The 14,109-nt window shown below is 69.8% G+C and carries 11 protein-coding genes; 7 read left to right on the forward strand and 4 right to left on the reverse strand.

What is annotated here, in order from left to right; all coding sequences use genetic code 11:
* Positions 1-3: 3 nt before the first annotated feature.
* Complete coding sequence (locus tag IM697_RS11045) at positions 4-687, forward strand: response regulator (protein WP_194047066.1); 684 nt, start codon at positions 4-6, stop codon at positions 685-687.
* Positions 688-820: 133 nt separating this feature from the next.
* Entirely contained in the window at positions 821-3,940 is a 3,120-nt protein-coding gene (locus IM697_RS11050; RefSeq protein WP_194047068.1) for an efflux RND transporter permease subunit, read from the forward strand.
* Between the two features lie 63 nt (positions 3,941-4,003).
* Here the strand turns inward: IM697_RS11050 and nadA are convergent, their stop codons facing one another.
* Positions 4,004-5,188: a quinolinate synthase NadA gene (gene nadA, locus IM697_RS11055; RefSeq protein WP_194047070.1), complete on the reverse strand. Its 1,185-nt coding sequence runs from the start codon at positions 5,186-5,188 to the stop codon at positions 4,004-4,006.
* Positions 5,189-5,515: 327 nt separating this feature from the next.
* Between nadA and IM697_RS11060 the strand changes: the two genes are divergently transcribed.
* On the forward strand, positions 5,516-5,872 hold the full coding sequence (locus tag IM697_RS11060) for an iron-sulfur cluster assembly accessory protein (RefSeq protein ID WP_030951236.1): 357 nt from the start codon (positions 5,516-5,518) through the stop codon (positions 5,870-5,872).
* A gap of 70 nt (positions 5,873-5,942) precedes the next feature.
* Here IM697_RS11060 and IM697_RS11065 read toward each other — a convergent pair whose 3' ends face one another.
* On the reverse strand, positions 5,943-7,868 hold the full coding sequence (locus tag IM697_RS11065; protein ID WP_194047072.1) for a hypothetical protein: 1,926 nt from the start codon (positions 7,866-7,868) through the stop codon (positions 5,943-5,945).
* A 150-nt stretch (positions 7,869-8,018) separates the two neighbouring features.
* Entirely contained in the window at positions 8,019-8,228 is a 210-nt protein-coding gene (locus IM697_RS11070; protein WP_194047074.1) for a hypothetical protein, read from the reverse strand.
* A gap of 131 nt (positions 8,229-8,359) precedes the next feature.
* Between IM697_RS11070 and IM697_RS11075 the strand changes: the two genes are divergently transcribed.
* Positions 8,360-9,334, forward strand: coding sequence for a carbohydrate kinase family protein (locus tag IM697_RS11075; RefSeq protein ID WP_194047076.1), 975 nt, complete (start codon positions 8,360-8,362; stop codon positions 9,332-9,334).
* 27 nt (positions 9,335-9,361) lie between these two features.
* Here the strand turns inward: IM697_RS11075 and IM697_RS11080 are convergent, their stop codons facing one another.
* Positions 9,362-10,741: a cysteine desulfurase/sulfurtransferase TusA family protein gene (locus IM697_RS11080; protein WP_194047078.1), complete on the reverse strand. Its 1,380-nt coding sequence runs from the start codon at positions 10,739-10,741 to the stop codon at positions 9,362-9,364.
* A 265-nt stretch (positions 10,742-11,006) separates the two neighbouring features.
* On the opposite strand from IM697_RS11080, the gene ctaC reads away from it, so the two are divergent.
* Genes ctaC through IM697_RS11095 form a run of 3 tightly spaced genes read left to right on the forward strand, consistent with a single transcriptional unit; the run spans position 11,007 to position 14,100 of the window.
* Complete coding sequence (gene ctaC / locus IM697_RS11085; protein WP_194047080.1) at positions 11,007-11,972, forward strand: aa3-type cytochrome oxidase subunit II; 966 nt, start codon at positions 11,007-11,009, stop codon at positions 11,970-11,972.
* On the forward strand, positions 11,969-13,705 hold the full coding sequence (ctaD, locus tag IM697_RS11090) for an aa3-type cytochrome oxidase subunit I (RefSeq protein WP_194047082.1): 1,737 nt from the start codon (positions 11,969-11,971) through the stop codon (positions 13,703-13,705). The genes ctaC and ctaD overlap by 4 nt, the downstream gene beginning before the upstream one ends.
* Entirely contained in the window at positions 13,702-14,100 is a 399-nt protein-coding gene (locus tag IM697_RS11095; RefSeq protein ID WP_194047084.1) for a cytochrome c oxidase subunit 4, read from the forward strand. Before ctaD ends, IM697_RS11095 begins: the two co-directional genes overlap by 4 nt.
* Positions 14,101-14,109: the final 9 nt, after the last annotated feature.

The raw sequence follows: 14,109 nt of genomic DNA on the forward strand, positions 1-14,109 counted from the left end.
CGTATGACCATCCGCGTCCTGCTCGCCGACGATCAGGCCCTCCTGCGCAGCGCCTTCCGGGTGCTGGTCGACTCCGAGCCCGACATGGAGGTCGTCGGCGAGGCCTCCGACGGCGCGGAGGCGGTGCGGCTGACCAGGGAGCAGGGCGCGGACGTCGTGCTCATGGACATCCGGATGCCCGGCACCGACGGCCTCGCCGCCACCCGCATGATCAGCGCCGATCCGGGGCTCGCCCATGTCCGCGTCGTCATCCTCACCACCTTCGAGGTCGACGACTACGTCGTGCAGTCGCTGCGCGCCGGCGCCTCCGGCTTCCTCGGCAAGGGCTCCGAACCCGACGAGCTGCTCAGCGCCATCCGTGTCGCGGCCGGCGGCGAGGCCCTGCTCTCGCCGGCCGCCACCAAGGGGCTGATCGCCCGGTTCCTCGCCCAGGGCGACGGTGCGGGCGACGACAGCGACCCGGCCCGCGCCGAGCGGCTCGACGCCCTCACCGGCCGCGAGCGCGAGGTCCTGGTGCAGGTGGCCGGCGGGCACTCCAACGACGAGATCGCCGAGCGCCTGGAGGTCAGCCCGCTGACCGTGAAGACGCACGTGAACCGGGCCATGTCCAAGCTCGGCGCCCGCGACCGGGCCCAGCTCGTGGTGATCGCGTACGAATCGGGGCTGGTACGTCCAAGGGTGGAGTGACCGCGACGGCGCGTACTGCGCCCGGAGTATGCGCCGTATAAGGAAATGGACCTGGGGCCTACGAAACGGCACTCATGGATGACAGAGGGTTTAGAAGCCACTTCTGCCGCTCACAGAAGAGAGATCCTCACCCATGTCCTGGCTGTCCAGATTCAGCCTCGCCCAGCGCGCCCTGATCGGCCTGATGTCGATCATCGCGATCGCCTTCGGGGCGATCGCGATACCCCAGCTCAAGCAGCAGCTGCTGCCCTCCATCGAACTGCCCGTGGTGTCCGTGCTCGCCCCTTACCAGGGCGCGTCGCCGGACGTGGTGGAGAAGCAGGTCGTCGAGCCGATCGAGGACAGCCTGGAAGCCGTCGACGGCATCACCGGCGTCACCTCCACGGCCAGCGAGGGCAACGCCGTGATCATGGCGTCCTTCGACTACGGCCCCGACAACAAGCAGCTCGTCGCCGATGTCCAGCAGGCCGTCAACCGGGCCCGCGTCCAGCTCCCGGACGACGTCGACCCGCAGGTCATCGCCGGCTCCACCGACGACATCCCGACCGTCGTCCTCGCCGTCACCTCCACCAAGGACCAGCAGGCCCTGGCCGACCAGCTCGACCGCACCCTGGTGCCGGACCTGAAGGAGATCGACGGCGTCGGCCAGGTCACCGTCGACGGCGTACGCGACCTCCAGGTCACCGTGACCCCGGACGACGCGAAGCTGGCGAAGGCCGGCCTGACCTCGGCGGCCCTCTCCCAGGCGCTGCAGGCGGGCGGTGCCACCGTCCCGGCCGGCTCCTTCGACGAGGACGGCGACAACCGCACGGTCCAGGTCGGCGGCGGCTTCACCTCACTGCGCCAGATCGAGGACCTGATGGTCACCGGCGACGGCACGTCCGGCGGCAAGCCGGTCCGCCTCGGCGACGTCGCCTCCGTGCAGCAGGAGCAGGCCCCGGCCGACTCCATCACCCGCACCGACGGCAAGCCGTCCCTCGCGGTCGCCGTCACCATGGACCGCGACGGCAGCGCGGTCGCCATCTCGCACGCCGTCGAGGACAAGCTCCCCGAGATCCGCGAGGACCTCGGCTCGAACGCCACCGTCACCGTGGTCAGCGACCAGGGCCCGGCCGTGGAGAAGTCCATCGACGGCCTGACCACGGAGGGCGCGCTGGGCCTGCTCTTCGCGGTCCTGGTCATCCTGGTCTTCCTGGCGTCGGTCCGCTCGACGCTGGTGACGGCGGTGAGCATCCCGCTCTCCGTCGTCCTGGCCCTGATCGTCCTGTGGACCAGGGACCTCTCCCTCAACATGCTGACGCTCGGCGCGCTGACCATCGCCGTCGGCCGGGTCGTCGACGACTCGATCGTGGTCCTGGAGAACATCAAGCGGCACCTCGGCTACGGCGAGGAGCGCCAGTCGGCGATCCTGACCGCCGTCCGCGAGGTGGCGGGCGCGGTGACCTCCTCGACGCTCACCACGGTGGCCGTCTTCCTGCCGATCGGCCTGACCGGCGGCATGGTGGGCGAGCTGTTCGGCTCGTTCAGCCTGACGGTGACCGCGGCCCTGCTGGCGTCGCTGCTGGTGTCCCTGACGGTCGTACCGGTCCTGTCGTACTGGTTCCTGCGCGCCCCGAAGGGCACGCCGGAGGACGCCGAGGAGGCGCGCCGGCTGGCGGAGGAGAAGGAGGCGAAGAGCAGGCTCCAGCGCCTCTACGTCCCCGTCCTGCGCTTCGCGACGCGCCGCCGGCTGACCAGCGTCCTGCTCGCGATCGTCGTCCTCATCGGCACGTTCGGCATGGCGCCGCTGCTGAAGACGAACTTCTTCGACCAGGGCGAGCAGGAAGTCCTCACCGTCAAGCAGGAGTTGAAGCCGGGCACCAGCCTGGCGGCGACGGACGAGCAGGCCCGGCGGGTCGAGAAGCTGCTCGCCGGCACCAAGGGCGTCAAGGACTACCAGGTCACGGTCGGCTCGTCCGGCTTCATGGCGGCCTTCGGCGGCGGCACCGACACCAACCAGGCGTCGTACCAGGTGATGCTGGAGGACTCGGCGTCGTACGACGACGTCCAGGACCGTATCGAGGCGGGCCTGAAGAAGCTGGACGGCATCGGTACGACCACCATCGCCGCGGGTGACGGCTTCGGCGCCCAGGACCTGAGCGTGGTCGTGAAGGCGGCCGACGCGGAGGTCCTGCGCAAGGCGGCGGAGCAGGTCCGGCAAGCCGTGGCGGGCCTGGACGACGTCACCGACGTCACCAGCGACCTGGCGCAGAGCGTGCCGCGCATCTCGGTCAAGGCCAACGACAAGGCGGCCGCGGCGGGCTTCAACGACCAGAGCCTCGGCATGGCGGTGGCCCAGGCGGTCCGCGGCAACACGGCGGCCCAGGCGACCCTCGACGACAGCGAGCGGGACGTCGTCATCAGGTCGGCGAAGCCGGCCACGACCCTGAAGCAGCTTCAGGACCTGCGCCTCGGCCCGGTGAGGCTGGGCGACATCGCGGACGTGCGGCTGGTGGACGGCCCGGTGTCGATGACCCGTATCGACGGCCAGCGCGCCGCCACGATCACCGCGAAGCCGACCGGTGACAACACCGGCGCGGTCAGCGCGGACCTCCAGTCCAAGGTCGACGGCCTGACGCTGCCGGCGGGTGCGACGGCGTCGATCGGCGGCGTCTCCCAGGACCAGGACGAGGCGTTCGCCAACCTGGGCCTGGCGATGCTGGCGGCGATCGCGATCGTCTTCATGCTGCTGGTGGCGACCTTCCGCTCCCTCGCCCAGCCCCTGATCCTGCTGGTGTCCATCCCGTTCGCGGCGACGGGCGCGATCGGACTCCTGGTGGCGACCGGCACCCCGATGGGCGTCCCCGCGATGATCGGCATGCTGATGCTGATCGGCATCGTGGTGACGAACGCGATCGTGCTGATCGACCTGATCAACCAGTACCGCGGCCAGGGCTACGGCGTCGTGGAGGCCGTGATCGAGGGCGGCCGCCACCGCCTGCGCCCGATCCTCATGACGGCCCTGGCGACGATCTTCGCCCTGCTGCCGATGGCCCTGGGCGTCACCGGCGAGGGCGGCTTCATCGCCCAGCCGCTGGCGGTGGTCGTGATCGGCGGCCTGATCACCTCGACCCTGCTCACCCTGCTCCTCGTCCCGACGCTGTACGCGATGCTGGAACTCCGCAAGGAGCGCCGGGCGAAGAAGCGCGCGGCGAAGCGGGCGGCGAAGACGGAGACTCCGGTGCACCCGGAGCCCGAGCCGGCGCAGGTCTAGCGACAGGACCAAAGGGGCCGCACCCTCGGGTGCGGCCCCTTTCGCGCGTGGTGGCGCCGGAGGTTACGGCAGCGCCAGCATCCGCTCCAGCGCCAGCTTCGCGAACGCCTCGGTCTCCTTGTCGACCTCGATGCGGTTGACCAGGTTGCCCTCGGCCAGGGACTCCAGGGCCCAGACCAGGTGGGGCAGGTCGATGCGGTTCATGGTCGAGCAGAAGCAGACCGTCTTGTCGAGGAAGACGATCTCCTTGCCCTCGGGCGCGAAACGGTTCGCCAGGCGCCGTACCAGGTTCAGCTCGGTCCCGATCGCCCACTTGGAGCCGGCCGGGGCGGCCTCCAGGGCCTTGATGATGTACTCCGTCGAGCCGACGTAGTCCGCCGCCGCCACGACCTCGTGCTTGCACTCGGGGTGGACCAGGACGTTCACGCCCGGGATCCGCTCGCGCACGTCGTTCACCGAGTCCAGGCTGAAGCGGCCGTGCACCGAGCAGTGGCCGCGCCACAGGATCATCTTCGCGGCGCGCAGCTCGTCGGCGGTCAGCCCGCCGTTCGGCTTGTGCGGGTTGTAGACGACGCAGTCCTCCAGGGACATGCCCATGTCGCGGACGGCGGTGTTGCGCCCGAGGTGCTGGTCGGGCAGGAACAGCACCTTCTCGCCCTGCTCGAAGGCCCAGTCCAGGGCCCGCTTGGCGTTGGACGAGGTGCAGATCGTGCCGCCGTGCTTGCCCGTGAACGCCTTGATGTCCGCGGACGAGTTCATGTACGAGACGGGCACGACCTGCCCGGCTATGCCGGCCTCGGTCAGCACGTCCCAGCACTCCGCGACCTGCTCGGCCGTCGCCATGTCGGCCATCGAGCAGCCGGCGGCGAGGTCGGGCAGGACCACCTTCTGGTCGTCGGAGGTCAGGATGTCCGCGGACTCGGCCATGAAGTGCACACCGCAGAACACGATGTACTCGGCCTCCGGGCGCGCGGCCGCGTCCCGGGCCAGCTTGAAGGAGTCGCCGGTCACGTCCGCGAACTGGATGACCTCGTCGCGCTGGTAGTGGTGGCCGAGCACGAAGACCTTGCTGCCGAGCTTCTCCTTGGCCGCGCGGGCGCGCTCGACCAGGTCCGGGTCGGACGGCGAGGGCAGATCGCCGGGACACTCGACGCCGCGCTCGCTCCTCGGGTCGGCCTCACGGCCGAGGAGCAGCAGGGCGAGGGGCGTCGGCTGTACGTCGAGCTCCTGGGTCTGGGCGGTGGTCACGACACGCACCCTTTCTGTTCTGCGGCTCGCCGGGACCGGAGGATCCGGACCCGGCGGGTCAAGCGGGACACCTTCAACGACTTCTCGTCGATTTGACGCTATCTATCATAACCGGTTCACGTCAGTTTGACGATGGCCATCATGTCGATGTGACGTGAATCCCGGTGAGGGGCTCCGGTATTCCCGAATGAGGCGTTTTCCGCTCCGCGCGCCGTGTGCGAGCATGAAGAAGGACCGAAAGACAAGCGCCCGGCCCGGAATGAATCCGCGGCCCCGCCGGTTGCAACCGTCGGCAAGCAGTCTCCGTACAACCCGGGAGAGATGTAGATGTCCGTATCGGACGAGACCAGCACCGCCACCGACGGCATCATTCTGAGTGACGCCGCCGCGGCCAAGGTCAAGGCCCTGCTCGACCAGGAAGGCCGCGACGACCTCGCGCTGCGTGTCGCCGTTCAGCCCGGTGGCTGCTCCGGCCTGCGCTACCAGCTCTTCTTCGACGAGCGCTCGCTCGACGGCGACGTCGTCAAGGACTTCGGCGGGGTCAAGGTCGTCACCGACCGCATGAGCGCTCCGTACCTGGGCGGCGCGTCCATCGACTTCGTGGACACGATCGAGAAGCAGGGCTTCACGATCGACAACCCGAACGCGACGGGCTCCTGCGCCTGCGGCGACTCCTTCAGCTGAGCCCCGCGCACACACGAAAAGGCGGCGGCCCCCTCCGACGGGGCCGCCGCTTTCCGTGTCCGTGGACCCGCTACCGGGCCCCGGACGTCTCCGGAAGCCGGGCACCCGGCTTCTCCAGCGGGATCGCCTGGCCGTCCGTGCCCACGACCTTCCGGTCCCCGAGCGGCTGGTCCAGCTGCACGGTCCTGTGGAACACCTTGGCGATCAGGATGCAGACCTTGTCCGGCTGCGAGGTCTCGGTCACCCGGACGGTCACCTCGTCACCGCTCTCGCTCGCCGTCACGTCGTACTTGGCGCACACACCGCCGGTGAAGGCCACGGTCAGCTCCCTGCCCTCGGCCGTGTAGCCGTCCACCGTCACATTCCGTGTCACCGGCGCCGAGGTCGGCTCGTCCTTCGGCCCGGTCGGCCGCGGGCTCGGCTGCCCGGACGGCGCCTGGGACGGCGTGGCCGAGGCCAGGTACTTCGGGTCGATCGCCGGATACGTCACCGTGAAGCTGTCCCGCGCCCCCTGCGCCCGCACCTCGAACAGCCAGGACGGCACCAGCGCCTGCCGCGCGTCCACATAGTGCGAGGCCAGCCCGAACACCGCCTTCTCGACCGTGAGGGTGTCCCTGTCCTCGGCCGGCGCACCCGTCGAGCCCTCCGAACCGCACGGCGCCTCGTGCCGGTCCTTCAGCGGTACGGGGCTGGCGCAGCCGCCGATGCCCATACGGCCGCCGGCCGCAGGCGCCGCGTTCATCAGCCCGAGCGTCTTCTCGGCGTCCAGTACGGGGTACGTGTCACCCTTCACCGGCGCCTTCAACTGGCCGCTTCCGCCGATCACCTCGCCCTGGGCGCTCACCGTCACCCCGGTCGTCCAGCCGTACGTGGGCAGTCCGCCGACCTCGGGTTCCGCGTTCACCACCCGCTGGGCGCCCATGACCTGGCTCGCGTCGAGCTTCGCGTCGTCCTGACCCACCGCCTTGAGCACCGGCGCGGCGGCCTTCTCGGCCACGGCCTCGCTCACCGGGTCGTCGCCCGGGTCCGCGGGGGTCTTCGCGCAGACGGTGGTGGACTGGCAGTTGTCCGTGCCGGGGGCGTACCGGTAGAAGGTCCAGGTCCCCGGCGCCTGCTTGTTCACCTGAAGACTGGGCCCCGCCCCGTCCGTCGCCCCGACCCGCCAGGTCTGCCCCTGCGCCACCGGCTTCCCGTCCACACCGAGTGCCTCGGCCAGCCGGGCCACCTCGGCCGCGCCGACCTCGCCCCCGGCCCGGTACACCGGCGCCGATCCGGGGCCGTCGGGCAGCTCGCCGCCGGCCTTGTAGGTGGCGCCGTAGGGGTTGGGCTCCCCGGGCGCGATGCCGCCCGTACCGCTCGTACCGCTCTCGCTGTAGCCGTCGAGCCGGAGCGGCGGGGGAGTGTCACCGCCGGACGCCCCGGACGTCGTACCGCCGTCCGACCCACCGGACGCGGTCGCGGCGAGGTAGGCCCCGCCGCCCCCGACGAGCAGTACGGCCGCGGCGACGGAGGCGATGATCGCGGGGGAGCGGCGCCGGGCGCCGTCGTGGGCGCCGGGGCCGTCGGACACCGACGGGGCAGAGACCTCGCCCTCGGCGACGCCCTCCGGGGCCCCACCGCCTCGCTCCGATCCACGCGAACTCTCAGCCGCGCGCGAGCTCTCAGCCCCACCCGAGCTCTCGGCGCCCTGCGCGCCCTCGGCGCTCTCCGGGCCCTCGATGTTCTCCGGGCCCTCCGCGCTCGCTACGGCCTCGTTGGCCTCCCGGGCCTCCCCGGCCTCCTGAGCGTCAGCGGCACCGCCGCTCTCCACGGCCTCCTCAGCGGCACCGTCCTCGCCGGCCCCGCCGTCAGAAGCTCCGCCTGCAGCCCCACCCTCGGCGGCAAGCCCATCCGCGGCGAGCTCCTCCGCACCGACGGCACCCTGCTCCGCCCGTGCCTCCTCCGCGTCCCTGCCGGAGGCGCCCGCGTCGTCGTTGTCGGGTCGCTCGGTGTTCACCGCATCGCTCCTTCGGCTGCGCACATGTCCCATGACCCTGACCCGGCCCTGTCAAAGGCCGGCCTTTCGGGTCGTATCCCGCATCCCCTTTACGGGGGACAGCGATGGGACGCAGCGGGGGAGCGCACGGTTCCCTGTTGTCCGCCCCGGTCAGTCGCCGTAGTCGGACATCGCCTCCAGCAGCCGCGCCGACTTCGGCGGCACCGTCACCCCGTGGATGCGTGAGGGGGAGACCGGACGGGAAAGGACACGGTCGGGAACGGCCCAGTGCGGAGCCATCCGCGCACAGTCACCCAGCAGTGCCGCCAGGCCGACCTCCGGGTCGGCCGGAGCGGAGGCGCGGACCTCGATTTTCGTCATGGCCGCACCGTATGCACGCTCGACCCCGCGAAGAAAGATCTACTATCGGGTAGTTTTGGCTGCTTCTGCGTCCCCGTCACGAACGGTAGCGTGGACTGTCAACTCAACCTCGCCGCAGGAGACTCCTCGCCGTGCGCATCGCAGTCACCGGCTCCATCGCCACCGACCACCTCATGACCTTCCCCGGTCGCTTCGCCGACCAGTTCGTCGCGGACCAGCTGCACACGGTCTCGCTCTCCTTCCTGGTCGACAACCTGGACGTACGCCGGGGCGGCGTCGGCGCGAACATCGCCTTCGGTATGGGCCAGCTGGGCACGAAGCCGATCCTGGTCGGCGCCGCGGGCTCCGACTTCGACGAGTACCGGGCCTGGCTGGACCGGCACGGCGTCGACACCGGCTCGGTCCGCATCTCCGAGACGCTGCACACCGCCCGCTTCGTCTGCACCACCGACGCCGACCACAACCAGATCGGCTCCTTCTACACGGGCGCCATGAGCGAGGCCCGCCTGATCGAGCTGAAGACCGTCGCGGACCGGGTGGGCGGCCTCCACCTGGTCCTCATCGGCGCCGACGACCCCGAGGCGATGCTGCGCCACACCGAGGAGTGCCGCGCCCGCACGATCCCCTTCGCCGCCGACTTCTCGCAGCAGATCGCCCGGATGGGCGGCGACGAGATCCGGATACTGCTGGACGGGGCGACCTACCTCTTCTCCAACGAGTACGAGAAGGGGCTCATCGAGTCCAAGACCGGCTGGACGGACGAGGAGATCCTGTCCAGGGTCGGCCACCGCGTCACGACCCTCGGCTCGCGGGGCGTACGCATCGAGCGGCAGGGCGAGGACCCGATCGAGGTCGGCTGCCCCGAGGAGGAGCGCAAGGCCGACCCCACGGGCGTCGGCGACGCCTTCCGCGCCGGGTTCCTGTCGGGGCTGGCCTGGGGCGTGTCCCTGGAGCGGGCGGCGCAGGTCGGCTGCATGCTGGCGACGCTCGTCATCGAGACCGTCGGCACCCAGGAGTACCAGCTGCGGCGGGCGCACTTCATGGACCGGTTCACCAAGGCGTACGGGCATGACGCGGGCGAGGAGGTCCGGGCGCACCTGGGCTGAGGCCCAGGGCCCTGGGCGACGGGGCGTTCAGCCGATCCGGCGGACCAGGTACGCCGTTCCCTGTTCCGCCGGCTCCTCGCCCACGTACTCCTGGCCCCGCATCTCGCACCACGCCGGGATGTCCAGGCGAGCCGCCTCGTCATCGGAGAGGACCCGCACCAGCCCGCCCACCGGCACCTCGCCGATGACCTTGGCGAGCTCGATGACCGGGATCGGGCACCGCTTGCCGAGGGAGTCCACGACCAGGACGTCCTCCTCCCGTACGACCGCCTCGCCGACCGGCGCCCCCAGCTTCTCCCGCACCCCCGCGACCGCCTCCGGCAGCACTTCCAGGAACCGCTCGACATCCTCCGCCGCCGTCCCGAACGGCAACGACACGCGCACGTTCCCCTCGCTCAGCACTCCCATCGCCTTGAGCACATGGCTGGGCGTCAGTGTGCTGCTCGTACAGGATGAACCGGACGAAACCGAGAACCCGGCGCGATCCAGCTCATGCAGCAGTGTCTCCCCGTCGACATAGAGACACGAGAAGGTGACGACACCGGGCAGCCGCCGCACCGGATCGCCGACCACCTCCACATCCGGCACCAGCCCCGGCACCCGCGCCCGGATCCGCTCCGTCAGCTCCCGCAGCCGTACCGCCTCTTGGGCCGCCTCCGCCCGCACCGCCCGCAGCGAGGCGGCCGCCGCGACGATCGCCGGGATGTTCTCGAACCCGGCCGCCCGCCCCGACTCCCGCTCGTCGGCGGGCCCTTGCGCGGCGAACCGCACGCCCTTCCGCACGACCAGCAGCCCCACCCCCGAGGGCCCGCCCCACTTGTGGGCACTGGCCGTCAGCAGCGACCAGTCGCCCGCCACCCGGCCCCACCCGAGCGACTGCGCCGCGTCCACCAGCAGCGGCACCCCGGCCTCCCGGCACACCCCGGCCACCTCCGCCACCGGCTGCTCGGTCCCCACCTCGTGGTTGGCCGACTGCAGACACGCCAGCGCGGTGTCGTCCCGAAGGGCCCGCCCGTACGCCTCCACGGTCACGGCCCCTGCCCGGTCCACCGCCACCTGGGTGACCGTCCCGCCGTCGGCCTCGTGCGTGTCAGCCGCATGGAGCACGCAGGAGTGTTCGACGGCAGACACGATCAGGTGGCGCCCGACCCGGCGACGCCCGGCCAACGCGCCTGCGATGCCCGTGTGGACGGCCTTCGTCCCCGACGAGGTGAACACCAGCTCGTCGGTACGGCACCCCACGGCTTCGGCAGCGGCCTCCCGGGCCGCGTCCAGCAGCATCCGAGCCCGCCGCCCTTCCCGATAGAGACGGGCAGGATCAGCCCACCCTTCATCAAGGGAGGCCTGTAGCGCCTGCCGGGCGACAGGATGAAGAGGAGCACTGGAAGCAGCGTCGAAGTAGCCCACACAGCAACGCTAATCGCCCGGTCACTGCAACGTCCTTTCAGGGGCGCGGGGAACTGCGCGACAAGCCACAAAGAACCCGCAGCCGCCAATCAAGCGAACCCCCCACCCCAGTAGGCCCCCCTCCCCGCGAACCCCAAGAACGCGTCGGCTAGGGTTTGGTCCGCATAAACATCCAAACCCCTGCCCGACGCAGGGCGGCGACCGACCAGCGAGAAGGCCAGGCCGCAGCCGAACCGCGCGGGCGAGACTCTCGGGAAGGCGCTACGTGAGTCCCAACGGCTCCGACCGCTCGCCGCGGCGCCCGATGCGGCGGAAGCTGCTGCAGGCAATGACCGCGGGCCTGGTCCTGGCGACAGCCACCGGTTGCTCGTACAACTGGGAAGACTTCCCCCGCCTTGGTATGCCCACCCCGACCACGGAAGAGGCTCCGCGGATCCTCTCCCTGTGGCAGGGTTCCTGGGCGGCTGCGCTCGCCGTTGGCGTGCTGGTGTGGGGCCTGATCCTGTGGAGCGCCGTGTTCCACCGGCGCAGCCGCACCAAGGTCGAGGTTCCCCCGCAGACCCGGTACAACATGCCGATCGAGGCGCTGTACACCGTGGTCCCGCTGATCATCGTCTCGGTCCTGTTCTACTTCACGGCCCGCGACGAGTCGAAGCTCCTCGAACTCAAGGACAAGCCCGACGTCACGGTGAACGTCGTCGGCTTCCAGTGGTCCTGGTGCTTCAACATGATCGAGAACGTCGAAGGCTCCACCGGCGACGCCAAGACCGCCAAGGAACTGGACGCGATCCCGGACCGGTTCAAGGAGGACTTCCCGGCGAACGCCGGCGGTGTGTACGACTGCGGCACCCCCGGCAGCCGGAACCCGCAGACGAACAACCCGGGCCCGACCCTGTGGCTGCCCAAGGGCAAGACGGTCCGCTTCGTCCTCACTTCGCGTGACGTCATCCACTCCTTCTGGGTGGTGCCGTTCCTGATGAAGCAGGACGTCATCCCGGGCCACACCAACGCCTTCGAGGTGACCCCCAACCGTGAGGGCACCTTCCTGGGCAAGTGCGCCGAGCTGTGCGGCGTCGACCACTCCCGGATGCTGTTCAACGTGAAGGTCGTCTCCCCCGAGCGCTACGAGCAGCACCTCAAGGACCTCGCCAAGAAGGGGCAGACCGGTTACGTTCCCGCCGGCATCGCGCAGACGAGCCACGAGAAGAACCGGGAGACGAACAACCTGTGAGCATCCTCAACGAACCCCAGGGTGCCGCGGCAGCTGAGGACTCGTACGAGAACGAGCTGCCGGTCCGGCGCAGGCAACCCGGCAACGTCGTGGTCAAGTGGCTCACCACCACCGACCACAAGACGATCGGAACGCTGTACCTCGTCACGTCGTTCGCGTTCTTCGTGATCGGTGGCGTGATGGCGCTGCTGATGCGCGCCGAGCTGGCTCGACCCGGTCTGCAGATCATGTCGAACGAGCAGTTCAACCAGGCGTTCACGATGCACGGCACGATCATGCTGCTGATGTTCGCGACGCCGCTGTTCGCCGGCTTCGCCAACTGGATCATGCCGCTGCAGATCGGCGCGCCGGACGTGGCCTTCCCCCGGCTGAACATGTTCGCCTACTGGCTGTACCTGTTCGGCTCGCTCATCGCGGTCGGCGGCTTCCTCACCCCCGACGGCGCGGCCGACTTCGGCTGGTTCGCCTACAGCCCGCTGTCGGACGCGGTCCGCTCCCCGGGCATCGGCGCCGACATGTGGATCATGGGCCTGGCCTTCTCCGGCTTCGGCACCATCCTCGGCTCGGTCAACTTCATCACCACCATCATCTGCATGCGCGCCCCCGGCATGACCATGTTCCGCATGCCGATCTTCGTGTGGAACGTGCTGCTGACCGCGGTGCTGGTCCTGCTCGCCTTCCCGGTCCTGGCGGCCGCCCTGTTCGCCCTGGAGGCGGACCGCAAGTTCGGCGCCCACATCTTCGACCCCGCCAACGGCGGAGCCCTGCTGTGGCAACACCTCTTCTGGTTCTTCGGCCATCCCGAGGTGTACATCATCGCGCTGCCGTTCTTCGGCATCATCAGCGAGGTCATCCCGGTCTTCTCCCGCAAGCCGATGTTCGGCTACATGGGTCTGATCGCGGCCACCATCGCCATCGCGGGCCTGTCCGTGACCGTGTGGGCCCACCACATGTACGTCACCGGCGGCGTCCTGCTGCCGTTCTTCTCCTTCATGACGTTCCTCATCGCCGTACCCACGGGCGTGAAGTTCTTCAACTGGATCGGCACGATGTGGAAGGGCTCGCTGTCCTTCGAGACACCGATGCTCTGGGCGACCGGCTTCCTGATCACCTTCACCTTCGGTGGTCTGACCGGTGTCATCCTGGCCTCGCCGCCGATGGACTTCCACGTGTCCGACTCGTACTTCGTGGTGGCGCACTTCCACTACGTCGTCTTCGGCACCGTCGTCTTCGCGATGTTCTCCGGCTTCCACTTCTGGTGGCCGAAGATGACCGGCAAGATGCTCGACGAGCGGCTCGGCAAGATGACGTTCTGGACGCTGTTCATCGGCTTCCACGGCACCTTCCTGGTCCAGCACTGGCTGGGCGCCGAGGGCATGCCGCGTCGTTACGCCGACTACCTCGCGGCCGACGGCTTCACCGCCCTGAACACCATCTCGACGATCAGCTCGTTCGTGCTCGGCGCGTCGCTCCTGCCGTTCTTCTACAACGTGTGGAAGACCGCCAAGTACGGCAAGCCGGTCGGCGTGGACGACCCGTGGGGCTACGGCCGCTCCCTGGAGTGGGCCACGTCCTGCCCGCCGCCGCGCCACAACTTCCTCACTCTGCCGCGGATCCGTTCCGAATCCCCGGCGTTCGACCTGCACCACCCTGAGATCGCCGCGCTCGACCAGCTCGAGAACGCCCCTCACGGTGAGAAGGCTCTGGCTGGTGGCAAGGAGGCCGGCAAGTGAAGACTCAGGGCACGATGTTCGCTTGGCTGAGCGTCTTCATCCTCGCCATGGCGATTGTCTACGGCGTCTGGTCGAAGGAGCCGGCCGGTACCACGGCCCTCTTCCTGGCCTTCGCGCTGTGCATCATGATCGGCTTCTACCTGGGCTTCACCGCCCGGCGGGTCGACGCGGGCGCGCAGGACAACAAGGAAGCGGACGTCGCCGACGACGCCGGTGAGGTCGGGTTCTTCAGCCCGCACAGCTGGCAGCCGCTCTCCCTCGCGATCGGAGGCGCCCTCGCCTTCCTGTCGATCGCGATCGGCTGGTGGCTGATGTACTTCTCGGCGCCGCTGATCCTGGTCGGCGTCTGGGGCTGGGTCTTCGAGTACTACCGCGGCGAGAACCGCACCCAGTAACACGAGCTC

The sequence above is a fragment of the Streptomyces ferrugineus genome (genome assembly GCF_015160855.1).
Classification (GTDB): Bacteria; Actinomycetota; Actinomycetes; order Streptomycetales; family Streptomycetaceae; genus Streptomyces; species Streptomyces ferrugineus.

What these genes read in the sequence shown, in the direction of transcription:
- IM697_RS11045 (WP_194047066.1), top strand. Translation starts at nt 4, where the DNA reads ATGACCATCCGCGTCCTGCTCGCCGACGATCAGGCCCTCCTGCGCAGC.
- IM697_RS11050 (WP_194047068.1), top strand. Translation starts at nt 821, where the DNA reads ATGTCCTGGCTGTCCAGATTCAGCCTCGCCCAGCGCGCCCTGATCGGC.
- IM697_RS11060 (WP_030951236.1), top strand. Translation starts at nt 5,516, where the DNA reads ATGTCCGTATCGGACGAGACCAGCACCGCCACCGACGGCATCATTCTG.
- IM697_RS11070 (WP_194047074.1), bottom strand. Translation starts at nt 8,228, where the DNA reads ATGACGAAAATCGAGGTCCGCGCCTCCGCTCCGGCCGACCCGGAGGTC.